Source organism: Bacillus sp. SYZHCR11 (assembly GCF_057196865.1).
On the sequence record NZ_JBXUND010000001.1, the window covers coordinates 1,076,586 to 1,088,521 of the forward strand.

Consider the following 11,936-nt stretch of genomic DNA (forward strand, 5'->3'; position numbering starts at 1 on the left):
GTCCGCAGGCTTTCCGTCTTGGACGTATTCTGTTTTTTTCGATTAATTCAATTTAAAGCCGATTTCATATTCGACCCGGGCCAGATCCCCTTTTCGCGTTTCGACAAGCGTTTTGCCGTGCTCCGGCGCTTCGGCGAGCCATGCTTCCTTCTTCAGTCCGTCTACTATAATCACCCGAACCTTGCCTTCTTCCAGCTGGCTTTTTAATGTTGTATGTTCAATGTCAGTCAGTTTTTTAGGATTCATGTTTTACGTCCTCCGTCTTTTTCAAAATGTTCACTTCATGTATGAGGCTTCCGAGCTCATTTATGAACGCTTCTTTTTCTTCAGAACTTTCTCCCCGGAGCAGGCGGAGAGCCGTTTCGGCCGCCTCAAAGAGTTCCGGGGCTTTCGCCATCAATGCCGCGTTGATCTGCTGTGAGTATGAACTTAAGTTGAAAACGGCCGCGATGAGCCTTCCGTTTGAATAAGGGAACTTCTCTTTATCCGCTTCGCTGTAAGCGGAATAAATGTAAATGGGTTTTTCTTCTCCGCTGTGTACGGCCCGCCATGGAGCGGGGCTGTTTTTTTCTTGCAATGGTGATCCTCACTTTCCATCAGCCTCATGCCATGCTTCAATTTGCTTTTCTATCCGTTTTGCCCTGAACAGCAGGCAAAAAAGCCATTTGATATATTTACACACGTGCATCAAGCCTCGCTTTTGCGTCTTGAACCATTCGTTCAAGCCGTTTAATGACCGGCGTTAAATCAGTGCCTGTTTTGCAGTTCGGGCAAGGGTGAAAGACAGCGCCGAAACCCGTTTCCGTCACAATGACCTTCTTCGGTCCGCACAGTTTACACATTATCTCGCCCCCTCTAATCTGTGGTTTACGTCAAATGAATTGCCGTTAATGATGACTAAATAATCGCTGCACATCTCATAAATTCTTGTGCCCAAGGCTTCATCAACCTGCACCAATCCGTCACAGGCCAGCTCGCTCGAGATAAGAACCGGCTTATGATTTAAATAGCGGTAATTCACGACGGCATACATTTGTTCAATCTGCCAATCGGTCGCCCGGGGTTTTCCGTTCAGCGGCTTGAACAGATCGTCAATAAAAAGCACATCCGCCTGTTTCATACGGCCAAGCTTTGCATCAAGCAGATCAAAATCATTTTTTAAATCCGTAAAGCCCTCCACAAAAGGAAAATACAGCACCGGTGTCTGCTTCTGTCTCATGACATAATTGCTGAGAGCGGTCAAAAGATGGGTTTTTCCCGACCCCGGACGCCCTAAAAGGGCAATGCTGTTTTTCCGGCAGTTTTTCATCTTGTCGAAGTTCTCAACATATTCAAGGGCGCACTCATATGCGTCGACGACTGCCTGAGGCTTGCCCCGCGTGATAAATCCTTTGAAATCCAGCTTCCGAAAGGCATCTGTAATTTCACTTGCGCCGAGAATGCGTTCTACTTTCCGTTCGGCGGCGCAGCGGCACTTCACCCACACTTCCATTCCCAGCTGGTTTTTGAGATAACCGCCCTGATCTTTACAGAGCGGGCAGTCAAAGCGGCTTTCGTCTGATTCTTCCGGTCTGTCCGCCAGTAATGGACGTTTTCCGTTTTTCAGGTCGGCCAGTATCTGCTCGATCGTTCGTTTTGTCATGTATCGTATTCCTCTCTTTTTTTGTTGTGATTGTCCTTCCCGCAATTCGTGCATTCAAGCGGTCTTCCATAAACTTGGCGCAATAGCTGAAAGCCTTGATCGTTTCAGCTGAAAAGGTGCGCCGCTGTTCAAAAGCGGTAAAGCATTCGCCGAGCCATTTGATTGCTTCTTGTGCTGACGCACCGAGGGAAACAATCCGGGCGATGGCCTGATAATCCCGGGGCGACGGGTATACGCTCCGCCCCTCCTGCGCAGACCTTAATCTGATAAAATGGGCGGCAATTTCGTTAATCGCTTCTTCAGCAGTATGATTTTTTGTTATATCTATTTCTCTCCGGACATTTTTGTCCCGGTGATCCGCCGATATTGTCCGGTCAGTTGCTTCCGGGCGGGTTAATGTCTTTTTCGGAGTGAATCTTTTCGAGTGCTTTACGGAGACGATGAGTCCGTAAGGGGCGCGGACGGTTTTGATATACTCATGCTGTTCCAAGCTCTCGAGCCACCGCCTGACGGTTTTTTCGCTGACCGCGAATACATCGGCCATTTCTCTTGCTTTTACGGGCTTATGTCCGAGGACGATCCCCCACTTTATGCCGTCTTTTACATGTTCCTTTGTCGTTGAGCTGATGAACCATAAAAACAGCCAAATGGCGGACCCTATTTTGTCATAATGTTCAGAATTCAATAATCCGGAATAGATGAAAAACGGGTAGCTTTTACGATTCATAAGGGACGTCTCCATTTTTCTTCAGACGTATATAGCGCTCATACTGCAATCGGTTATCAAATCGGAATACCGGTAGTCCGCAAGCGGTAAAAGATATCGAACCGCCTGCTTTTCCTAAACATCTCTGGTCAGCCGGATTGCTGCTGAAACGGATGATTATCGGCTGCATCTCTCACCCTCCTGATCAATTTCTTATCGTATTTTGATACGTTTTGTATCTCTATGATGTTGATTATATACGATACATTTCGTATCATCAAGACCTTTTTGATACTTTTTTTATCATCCCTTTCTTTTGATACATTTTGTATCTATAATCATAAGTAACTTAGGGTGTTGAAAAAAGAGAGGTCATTTCGGATGATAGGCGGAAGATTAAAGAGTCTCAGAGGTAAGAAAACGCAGGAAGAAGTCGCAAATCATATCGGTGTCTCGCGCGCCAGATATTCTCATTATGAAAACGGCCGATCTGAACCCGATTACGACACGCTGCAAAAGCTTGCGGATTATTTCAAAGTGTCGACTGATTATTTGTTAACTGGAAAAGAACCTTCAGATGAAGACATGTTTGCCGATCCCGACCTGCAGATCGCATATCGGGACATGCAGGACTTTTCCCCGGAAAGCAAGCAGCAGGCCATTGAATTCATTAATTATTTAAAAGAAAAAGAGAAAAACCGCAGGCCGAAACATAAATAATCCGCTCTTTTCCTTTAAACTGCTTAACGTTCAGCCGATATAAAAGCTGAATGTTTATTTTTAAAAGAAAAGGGAATTGATTCAAAGTCCGATCAGGGCTTTTCTTTCTCGCTTAAAAAAGAACATATGTTCGAAAGGGTGTATTCAATTGGGCGATTTTTTAACACATCTTGAGGAATACGTCAAAAACTTATATTGCCGCATGGGAATGACCGCCCCTCTCCATATTGATATGCAGATGATTGCCAAGGAGCTTGACATTTGGATTCATTTTGAAGATACGCACAGTATGATGCTGAAGCGGGACGGCATGTACAGCATCGTCCTGAATCAAAAAAAGTCACCCGAAGAGCAATGGCAGGATTTTGCGCACGAACTGTGCCATGTGCTGAAGCATACCGGGAACCATTTTCATATGAACAAGCTGTTCAGGGAACTGCAGGAATTTCAGGCCAACCATTTTATGTACCACTTCTGTGTGCCGACCTTTATGCTGTTAAACATGGAGCTGCCCCAGCGGAGGAGCCACGCCGTTATTTTAATCGCAGCCGCTTTCCGGGTGACGGCATCATTTGCGGAAAAAAGGCTCGAGCTGTTTGAACGGCGTAAAGCAGGTATTCAATTTCAGAAGCGGCTCGCTTGTCTGTTATCCGACAAGCGGCCGAATGTGTATTATGGAAGCGGACAGACACACTTGCATGCCGCTGAAGAAAAAACGCCGTATTTTATTGAAAATTAGCGATTCTCCGCCGGCTTAGAACACAGCCGGCAGAATGTCATCATTTTGAGATCGGAGAAAAGGTTTTTGCATCATGACGCTGTAATCACCGTGCTGCCCGCCAAGCACTTCATGCGCCGCATAGCTCCAGTGAATGTAAGAACGGGCCCCCTGTTCATTTATCATAAAAACCGGCCTTCACGGTTTCTACATACCGAAAAAACAGATCGGTTGGCGTGTATTTTTCTCCCCGGCAGCCAAAATTGCTGAACAGCGCGTGTCTCTGCGCCGTGCTCACTTCCAATTGCAGCCCCATTTTCCTTTTTGTCCGATTGACAATGTTGCCGGGATTTACACCTGCCAGCCGATCATTCTTCTCTGTCAGCTCGGCATCAAATCCCGCTTCACGCAGCAGATCACAAATCAGTCTTGCTTTTTCCAGATCCGCGCCCCCGACGAGTGTATTTGCCTTTTTCAGATCATGATACCCGTGAAAAGCCAATGCGTAATGATGGGCGGTCACTTTTTCTAAAGCCAGGGGCTCGTCAAAGCGTGTGCTTGTCAAGTGGAGAGAACGGTTATCGCACCGCTTCGTCCCTTCAAATAAATAAATTGAGCTTTGGTCAGAAAATGCCTGCACCAGCTCACTGACACCCGGCTCAATCCTGCCGCCGTGGGGTGCGAGAACGATACATTTACTTCCCTCTTTTTCTTCATAAATAATTCTGTATTCCGATTCAGCAGCGGAAAGAGCTGCGAAGCTGTCATATCTATCTTTCATGTGTAACATGCTCTCCTTTTCCAGTCAGCACCAGTTTACTCTACTCATCTGGGAATGGAAACCTTTTTATAGTATGATTTGATAGAATACGTATCAGGGGGGAGATATCATGGGGTTCATCAATGGATTGCTGGGCAATGCGTCGACAATATCGACGGCTGAAGCAAAATCAGAACTGGCCCGTATTTTGCTGGAAGGCGAGAATGTCAATGCCGCATTTAAGCTTGTCCGAGATATCATTGTCTTTACGGATAAGCGTCTTATTCTTGTTGATAAACAGGGACTCACGGGGAAGAAAACGGAGATTCAATCCATTCCGTACAAGAGCATTTCCAGATTCAGCGTAGAAACCGCCGGCCGCTTTGACCTTGATTCAGAGCTGAAAATTTGGATTTCAGGCGCGGAACTTCCCGCTGTCTCAAAGCAGTTTAAAAAAGATGAAAGCATTTATGATATTCAAAAGGCTCTTGCCGCAGTTTGTATGTAAGAAGAAACGGAAGCCCGGGGAGCTTCCGTTTTCTTGATTACAGTTTTTCTTCAATTTTCGCCTTCGTTTTCGGGCCGTAAATTCCGTCTGCCGTTAATCCGCTGACGGATTGAAAACGTTTTACGGCATTTGCCGTTTTCGGGCCGTAAACGCCGTCCGCCCCATGATTTTTTGCTCCTTTATCGGGATAAAAATAAAGTGCGGATAAAGCGTTTTGCACTTGTTTTACGTTTGTCCCTTTCGTCAGCGGTTTCGTCACTTTGATCACACCGGATGGAAGCGGATATGAAGACACAGCCTGACTTTTTGAAGAAGAACCCGTCTGAGCGAGCTTGATCACTTGTCCGACTGTAATGTGATTCGGATCGGTGATATGGTTGATGCTTTGCAGCGATTTTACGCTGACACCGTGCGATGCGGCGATTTCCGATAAGGTGTCGCCTTTTTTCACATGGTATTCAGAGGCGGAAGAAGAAATAGAGGCTTTTTTCGCCGGCATACTTCCGCTTAATTTCTTTTCAATCTTCGCCTTCACTTCATCCCAGCGGCCTTCAGACAAAATACGGTGCGGGCAGTACTTTCCGTTCCAGTCCTGATGCTTTCTGATTCTGTCAATCCCCCAGCCCCGTTCTTTCAAAAGCTGCGCCGCAAACGCAATCGCCAGTTCTTCTGCGGCTCTGTACCGTTCGCCGCCTGACTTGCTGTAACAGATTTCTATAGCAATCGACTTTCGGTTTCCGGTGCCGTTCGTGCCGTCTCCCGAATGCCAGGCATTCCGGTCCAACGGAATTCCCTGGATCACTTCTTTGTCATCAACCGCAAAATGATAGCTCGTTGATTCGCTGTTTCCCGTCATATAGCTGATTTCATTTGCGGCGGATGCGTCGTTTGCCGTGTTATGAATGGTAATATACTCCGGCGTCATCGGATTCGGACATTTTAACGCATATTTATCAGCCGATACGAGCCGTTTTTTCACTTCAATCCCCACTCTTCATCTCTCCTTATGCCTTTTTCATCAATAGGTGGCATTCGTAGGACAGATAACTTGAGCATATCGACCCTGCATTCGGATAAAATTGGAATGGATACGCATGCAAAAAATAAGACCCTTCCAAAGAAGGGTCTTTATGTTATGTTTGGTTGCGTGCGGCAATATGGAACGTGCCGTCCGCTTGGTTTTCCAAATGGCTTTCATGGCCGATCACCTGTGTAAAGCTGAACCCGACAGCAACTAGCAGCAATCCTGACAACAGTTTAGATTTCATATAGACAATCTCCTCTCTGGATTTGTTTTTGGGCGTGCACCATTTTTTCATAAAACGTGAGCGCTTTTTCAGGCTGTCCGTGTTTCATGTAAAATTTGGCAGCGTCATGCGCCAATTCTTCCACATACGGATACAGCATGTGTTCTTCCAGAAAATCAAACGTGTGCCTGACGGATGCGTTATCCATTTCCTTGCCGTATAACGCATGCAAAAATTGGAACAGATTGACAAACAATTCATCATTGTATTCGCGGGCGATACTGAGCCCGAGGCGATATTGCTTCTCTGCTTCGGCTGTAGTGTTCTGTTTATAAAGAACCTGTGTTAATGAGTAAATAGAATGCGGAAGATTATCGAACTTTTCTGACCTGCAAATGGAAACGGATGTCTCAAAATATTCGGCTGCTTTAGAGAGGTCTCCCATTTTTTCGTAACAGTTTCCGAGATTATATAAGGCTGAACTGATAAGACGGGGATTGCCTTCTTGTTTTGCAAGATCTAAAGCAAGTTCTAAGTGGGGCAATGCTCTTTCTGGATACTGCATGTCATCATAATTCCCTGCAATAACGAATTCACATTGGATTCTGCGGACGTTGTACGTCTCATACGATTGGTACGTTTCAAGGGCTTGAACGGCATAACTCATGGAGACGTAGGTTTGTTTCAGGTTGTAAAAAATCTCAGCCATTTTAAAAGCAAACTCAGCTTTCTCGATGTCATCAGAAACGAGTGCAAGGTTTTTTTCAGCCCGTTTGTAATACATCATGGCGTTTAGGAACATTTTCTGTTTAAATTCGTACATTCCTCGAAAAAAATTAAAGTAGTAATCAAGCAGTCCTGTCAGTTTATACTGGTTGCCTTCAATGTCTTCCAATAATTCTGAAAACTCAGGCTGAGAAGGGTCCTCCTTTAAGGGCTTGATGTAATCCAGCATGACGCGGTGTCTGAATTCCATTAATGAATAATACAGCAGCAGATCCTGATCTTCTTCCATATCCTCAATCTCTCTCTCTACTTCACGTTTGACGCGCTCCGCCTCAAGGACGTGAAACTGCCGGATATGGGTATACCATTCATTAATTTTGAGCCCGACAAAAGAGGACGGAATAGTCTGCTTCATCCTCAATAAATCCCCCCTTTTGGAATGACCGAGATATGTCATATTTTATCATAATTGCTAGAAAAAGAAGAACGCAAAAAGACCGCAATTGTCGAATTTCGGATATCCGCAACGATTTATCTCCATCACAAGCTTATTGCTTGTTTCTTCCGTGCCGTTGATATAGCATATCCTTGCAGCTTTTATTCTGTATTAAATGGGGGTTTTCACATGACAGCACAAAATCAATTGGTCAGCCACTTTCTGTCACATCGAAACGTGACGATTGAGCTGGCGGAAAAAATCAGCCGCGAGCATTACGACTACAAGCCGGCAGAGACATCAATGTCCGCTCAGGAACTTGTAAAACACATCGTTTATTCTTTTCTTATGTTTGCAAACGTCATTAACGACGGAAACGGGTCAGCTATCCAGAACAAACCGAAAGAAGAAGCGGAAACAGACCTCGTCAAACTGGCTGAAGCATGTACTGAAAAAACGACAGACATCCTGTCACAGCTGACTGAAGAGCAGCTGAACCGCGAAATTGACCTGACTGCCTCTTTCGGCAGAAAAATAACCGGCGCGGCTCTCCTTCAGCTTGCCATGGAGCATGAAATTCATCATAAAGGCAATCTTTTCGTGTATGTCAGAGAAATGGGCCACACGGAACTTCCGTTTTATCAGCAAAAATCATAATCCGGCCAACATCCGCCGATCTGCGAAATAACAGCAGGCAGGCGGATTTTTTTGTTCTGTATAAAATTTTCCGAAAATTTAATTGATTACTGCCTCTTAATCATATATAATCTGATAAAAATAGTAGGATTATTCAGGAGGCACACAGATGACTGTAAGCATTGTGTTTATGGGTTTCTTTGTCGGAACGCTGGTCGGATTGACGGGTGTGGGGGGAGCGGCGCTTTTGACTCCTTTACTGATCGTTTTGGGGATCAACCCCTCAATCGCCGTCGGCACTGACCTTTTATATAACTCCATCACCAAACTGTTCGGTGTCGTTTCTCATTGGAAGCAGCGCACCGTTCAATTTAAACTTGTCGGCTACTTGGCGCTCGGGAGCATTCCCAGCGCAACAGCCGCCATCGGTGTTCTTCACTTGTTTCCCGCTTTTCACCAGCACCAGGAGCAGATTATCAAACAGGCGCTCGGCTACGTGCTGACCCTTGTCGCCATTTCCATTATCGCCCGCCTTTTTTTCGATAAAAAACTGCGGCCGAACCGCTGGCAGCAAAAAACACTTGAAGAAAAGCGGACACTCATGATACTGATCGGCGTCATTTTCGGCTTCATCGTCGGCCTGACATCTATTGGGTCCGGCTCATTATTTGCGATCGCCATGTTATACCTGTTCAGAATGAAAACGGCAGAAGTGGTGGGAACGGATATCGCACATGCCTTTTTGCTCGTAACTGTTGCCGGTCTGTTAAACGCAAGCTTCGGAAGCGTCGATTACCTGCTTGTATTGAATCTGTTGATCGGCTCTGTGCCGGGTGTGCTTCTCGGCAGCTTCTTTTCGCCGAAATTCTCACCGCGCCCGCTGCAGTTTGTGATGGCGGCGATTATTTTAATCAGCGGGATAAAATTAATCTAAAAAAAGCGTCCTTTACAGGATCGCTTTTTTATTTGGGAAATCCCCCCAATGAGGCACCTCTATAAAAGTTCAATATTACCTTACACTTATTAAAATATAAACAGCAAACGCGACAATGTATACCAGAAATGATCCAGTCATAAATTTTACGGGTTTTCTTGAGAAGTTTAATACTCCCCTTAATCCATCATTCAAAATCATTCCGAAAAATGTCACCAGTGTAACTCCTAAAGCGAGCATTGAAATCACAAAAATAACCTGCTCCATGTCAAATCATCCTCCATTTACATTCTATTTTCTCAAATATGCCTATTAGTCTGGGAAAAAGATAAAACTATTGCGACCTGACATTTTCATTACTAGAAATGAAACGTTACAAAGTTTATAGCAGCAGAAAAAATGTCGCTATTAATAGTTTGCCGGGACTGAAGTTGGAGGAAATATCCCTAAAAGAACTTTAAGCGATGTCGTTTTTCCTGCACCGTTGGGACCTAATAAACCATATATTTTACCTTTTTCCAATGTTAAATTTATATCATGTAAAATTTCTTTCTTTTTTATAGAAACATTGATACCCTTGGATATTAAAGCTGGATCAGCCTTTCCCACTTTTCATCATTCCTCTCCGTCTTGTTCTGTTTATAATATAAACTTACGAGGTTAAAAAGAAGATATAGTCAAGGTTAATTTACGTTTAAATTTCTCAATATAAAAAATACGTGAAGCCTCTACGGCTTCACGTATTCATTGCTGTTTGGATAAATAATAAAAACCGTTCCGTTTTGATTGCTCTTTATTTTATGTTCAAGCCCCATTTGTTTAAGCATCATATTAATGATCGATAAGCCGATCCCGGCGCCTTTTCTTTCAGATTTATAATTCATTCCCGGGCCCCTATCCTCAATTATGATTACGGGTTTGTTTTCAATTAGCTTTGTCTGTACGGAAACGTATTTTCCTGAATGAGCATGGCGCAAAACATTTTGAAAAATGTTATCAAGAATTCTCTTAAGCCAAGTCTCGTCTATTTCCCATACGATGTTTTCCTTCAGATCAATATCTATTGTGAAGTGCTCTTTCTCAAAAATTGGATACCAAGCTGTTAACGAAGAACGTATTATCTTTAATATGTCACAACTCTTTTTATGAAGCGGCAATTTACCTGCGGCAAGAAGAGAAAATGATGACAAATTGTCAATCAGTTCGCCCATAAACGTTATTTTATCGTTTATGATGCCTAAAGAATGCTTTCCATTTTCACTGCTTATTTCATTCTTCAACGTAAATGTATGCCCTCTTATAACCGTAAGAGGGGTCCTTAAATCATGAGATAAATCAGCAATCAAGTTTTTTCGGATTTCGCCTTCTTCACGCTCTTTTTGTCTGCTGTTCCTTAGTTCCTCAACCATCTGGTTGAATGAATATTCCACTTGGCCCAGTTCATCCTTCTGTTTAACTGTTACAAATTCCGGTATGCCGTCATTATCTTGTTTTTTCATATGATTCCCCAAAGAAATTAACCTTTTTTGTATTTTCGCAAAAAACATCCATGAATTAATCACAAAAAGTGAACAGACAAAAATCAAGGCGATAAACCATATATAGGAATACTTGGCCCTCATAACCTCCCATTGAGATCCTATAATTGAGCGCGGAGTTTCTAAAAATGCATATCCGCTGTCTTCACTCCCATTTACATAAGCACTCAGCAATAAATATTTCTTTTGGTTTTGTTCCATCAATTTAATCAATTCGCTAACGTGAATAACCTCACCCTTTTTGGCCAACCGTTCTGAGTTCGAAAACATCACCTTTCCCTTATCATTTATCCATACAATATCAGAGTGTTTATATTGCTTCATGTGCGGGAAAGCAGACGTAATTTCCCGATTGGATTTCCCTGAAAAACCTTCCACATCAGACTTCCAATCACTTTCCAACTTGTTTGGTTCATAGTGTACTTGCCCCTGGTGATCAATCAAGTATGTTAATGTGACATAGTAAAGAAAATTCACACCTAAAAAGGCTATCGGAAAAAACAAAATTGAGGCAACGATATTAATAAGGTATTTTGTTGATAATTTCATTGTTTAATCCTGTATCCAATCCCTCTGATCGTTTCAAGAATTTCCGGCTCATTTGGATTGATCTCGATTTTTTGCCGTAAATGCCTGATATGTACCATCAACGTCTTATCCCCTTCGATATAAGGCTGCTCCCAAATATTTTCATAAATTTGTTCCTTTGTTAATATTTGATTGGGATGTCTAAGCAAAAGCAAAAAAATTCTTAACTGCTTATCAGTTAAAAATATTTCCTCATGACTTTGATGATTTAAAATTCTTTTTTCTTTCAAGTGGACACTTAAGTGTTTTAGCTTTAATTCATGAATGGCAGTCTTGTCAAATCTTCTTAATAATACTTCGATTCGAGCGGCCAGTTCATCGGGATGAAAGGGTTTTGTCACGTAATCATCCGCAAATCCTAAGCCTTTCAGTTTATCTTCCAGACCCGTTCTCGCTGTTAAAAGCAAGAGCGGGATCTGCGGATGTGTTTTTTTCATCCTTTGACCGATTGTAAATCCATCTAAACCGGGCATCATTATATCAAGCACGATCAGATCAGCCTTTTCTATATATGTTTCGTAATTATAGGAAGAAGTGAGCCATATAATCATATAGCCCCGATCTTCTAAATCATCCTTTACAAATTGGCCAATTTCTTGGTCATCTTCAATGTATAAAATGTTATTCATTAGGACCCCCTCTGAAATATGTGACTAAAAACCAATCTTCCATAATAATTATATATATTATAAAAATCTCCTTTATGTAAGGCACCATTCCATTATTATAGCTCATAGATATTCACAATTCATCAAGGGGCAAAACGATAAGTGAATG

Annotated in this window: 20 protein-coding genes; 5 read left to right on the top strand and 15 right to left on the bottom strand. The window is 43.1% G+C overall.

Features of this window, described 5'->3' with window-relative positions; translation table 11 throughout:
• Positions 1–42: 42 nt before the first annotated feature.
• The 6 genes from AC2CGA_RS04735 to AC2CGA_RS04760 all read right to left on the bottom strand — a co-directional run bounded on the left by AC2CGA_RS04735 (position 43) and on the right by AC2CGA_RS04760 (position 2,538).
• Complete coding sequence (locus AC2CGA_RS04735; RefSeq protein WP_003154859.1) at positions 43–246, bottom strand: XtrA/YqaO family protein; 204 nt, start codon at positions 244–246, stop codon at positions 43–45.
• Entirely contained in the window at positions 236–577 is a 342-nt protein-coding gene (locus AC2CGA_RS04740) for a hypothetical protein (protein ID WP_046559510.1), read from the bottom strand. The genes AC2CGA_RS04735 and AC2CGA_RS04740 overlap by 11 nt, the downstream gene beginning before the upstream one ends.
• A gap of 97 nt (positions 578–674) precedes the next feature.
• The gene (locus tag AC2CGA_RS04745; protein WP_003154863.1) at positions 675–842 is read right to left on the bottom strand and encodes a hypothetical protein; all 168 of its coding nucleotides are present in this window, start codon (positions 840–842) and stop codon (positions 675–677) included.
• Positions 842–1,642, bottom strand: coding sequence for an ATP-binding protein (locus tag AC2CGA_RS04750; protein WP_201488878.1), 801 nt, complete (start codon positions 1,640–1,642; stop codon positions 842–844). Before AC2CGA_RS04750 ends, AC2CGA_RS04745 begins: the two co-directional genes overlap by 1 nt.
• Entirely contained in the window at positions 1,542–2,369 is an 828-nt protein-coding gene (locus tag AC2CGA_RS04755; RefSeq protein ID WP_003154867.1) for a FaeA/PapI family transcriptional regulator, read from the bottom strand. The genes AC2CGA_RS04750 and AC2CGA_RS04755 overlap by 101 nt, the downstream gene beginning before the upstream one ends.
• Positions 2,359–2,538: a hypothetical protein gene (locus AC2CGA_RS04760; RefSeq protein ID WP_003154869.1), complete on the bottom strand. Its 180-nt coding sequence runs from the start codon at positions 2,536–2,538 to the stop codon at positions 2,359–2,361. The genes AC2CGA_RS04755 and AC2CGA_RS04760 overlap by 11 nt, the downstream gene beginning before the upstream one ends.
• A 191-nt stretch (positions 2,539–2,729) precedes the next feature.
• On the opposite strand from AC2CGA_RS04760, the gene xre reads away from it, so the two are divergent.
• Together xre and AC2CGA_RS04770 are read left to right on the top strand one after the other, a co-directional pair.
• Entirely contained in the window at positions 2,730–3,068 is a 339-nt protein-coding gene (gene xre / locus AC2CGA_RS04765; protein ID WP_003154871.1) for an HTH-type transcriptional regulator Xre, read from the top strand.
• Between the two features lie 148 nt (positions 3,069–3,216).
• Positions 3,217–3,807: an ImmA/IrrE family metallo-endopeptidase gene (locus AC2CGA_RS04770; protein WP_003154873.1), complete on the top strand. Its 591-nt coding sequence runs from the start codon at positions 3,217–3,219 to the stop codon at positions 3,805–3,807.
• A 15-nt stretch (positions 3,808–3,822) separates the two neighbouring features.
• On the opposite strand, the gene AC2CGA_RS04775 is transcribed toward AC2CGA_RS04770, so the two are convergent.
• Positions 3,823–3,972 (bottom strand): hypothetical protein, encoded by a 150-nt coding sequence (locus AC2CGA_RS04775; RefSeq protein WP_200958686.1) that lies wholly within the window; start codon positions 3,970–3,972, stop codon positions 3,823–3,825.
• On the bottom strand, positions 3,962–4,567 hold the full coding sequence (locus AC2CGA_RS04780) for a poly-gamma-glutamate hydrolase family protein (protein ID WP_003154876.1): 606 nt from the start codon (positions 4,565–4,567) through the stop codon (positions 3,962–3,964). Before AC2CGA_RS04780 ends, AC2CGA_RS04775 begins: the two co-directional genes overlap by 11 nt.
• A gap of 109 nt (positions 4,568–4,676) precedes the next feature.
• On the opposite strand from AC2CGA_RS04780, the gene AC2CGA_RS04785 reads away from it, so the two are divergent.
• Positions 4,677–5,054, top strand: a complete 378-nt coding sequence (locus tag AC2CGA_RS04785; RefSeq protein WP_003154878.1) for a PH domain-containing protein — start codon at positions 4,677–4,679, stop codon at positions 5,052–5,054.
• A 37-nt stretch (positions 5,055–5,091) separates the two neighbouring features.
• Here AC2CGA_RS04785 and AC2CGA_RS04790 read toward each other — a convergent pair whose 3' ends face one another.
• The 3 genes from AC2CGA_RS04790 to AC2CGA_RS04800 form a co-directional block, all read right to left on the bottom strand.
• Entirely contained in the window at positions 5,092–6,045 is a 954-nt protein-coding gene (locus tag AC2CGA_RS04790) for an N-acetylmuramoyl-L-alanine amidase (protein WP_003154880.1), read from the bottom strand.
• Positions 6,046–6,187: 142 nt separating this feature from the next.
• Positions 6,188–6,322, bottom strand: coding sequence for a PhrA family phosphatase inhibitor (locus AC2CGA_RS04795; RefSeq protein WP_003154881.1), 135 nt, complete (start codon positions 6,320–6,322; stop codon positions 6,188–6,190).
• Positions 6,312–7,448 (bottom strand): Rap family tetratricopeptide repeat protein, encoded by a 1,137-nt coding sequence (locus tag AC2CGA_RS04800; RefSeq protein ID WP_087920760.1) that lies wholly within the window; start codon positions 7,446–7,448, stop codon positions 6,312–6,314. The genes AC2CGA_RS04795 and AC2CGA_RS04800 overlap by 11 nt, the downstream gene beginning before the upstream one ends.
• A gap of 204 nt (positions 7,449–7,652) precedes the next feature.
• Between AC2CGA_RS04800 and AC2CGA_RS04805 the strand changes: the two genes are divergently transcribed.
• Positions 7,653–8,120, top strand: a complete 468-nt coding sequence (locus AC2CGA_RS04805; RefSeq protein ID WP_014304838.1) for a DinB family protein — start codon at positions 7,653–7,655, stop codon at positions 8,118–8,120.
• 148 nt (positions 8,121–8,268) lie between these two features.
• The gene (locus AC2CGA_RS04810) at positions 8,269–9,033 is read left to right on the top strand and encodes a sulfite exporter TauE/SafE family protein (protein WP_003154887.1); all 765 of its coding nucleotides are present in this window, start codon (positions 8,269–8,271) and stop codon (positions 9,031–9,033) included.
• Between the two features lie 75 nt (positions 9,034–9,108).
• Here AC2CGA_RS04810 and AC2CGA_RS04815 read toward each other — a convergent pair whose 3' ends face one another.
• The 4 genes from AC2CGA_RS04815 to AC2CGA_RS04830 all read right to left on the bottom strand — a co-directional run bounded on the left by AC2CGA_RS04815 (position 9,109) and on the right by AC2CGA_RS04830 (position 11,788).
• Positions 9,109–9,300, bottom strand: a complete 192-nt coding sequence (locus AC2CGA_RS04815; RefSeq protein ID WP_014304836.1) for a hypothetical protein — start codon at positions 9,298–9,300, stop codon at positions 9,109–9,111.
• A gap of 141 nt (positions 9,301–9,441) precedes the next feature.
• Positions 9,442–9,642 (bottom strand): ATP-binding cassette domain-containing protein, encoded by a 201-nt coding sequence (locus tag AC2CGA_RS04820; protein WP_240334453.1) that lies wholly within the window; start codon positions 9,640–9,642, stop codon positions 9,442–9,444.
• 119 nt (positions 9,643–9,761) lie between these two features.
• Positions 9,762–11,120: a HAMP domain-containing sensor histidine kinase gene (locus AC2CGA_RS04825; protein ID WP_003154898.1), complete on the bottom strand. Its 1,359-nt coding sequence runs from the start codon at positions 11,118–11,120 to the stop codon at positions 9,762–9,764.
• Positions 11,117–11,788: a response regulator transcription factor gene (locus AC2CGA_RS04830; RefSeq protein ID WP_003154900.1), complete on the bottom strand. Its 672-nt coding sequence runs from the start codon at positions 11,786–11,788 to the stop codon at positions 11,117–11,119. Before AC2CGA_RS04830 ends, AC2CGA_RS04825 begins: the two co-directional genes overlap by 4 nt.
• Positions 11,789–11,936 lie beyond the last annotated feature (148 nt).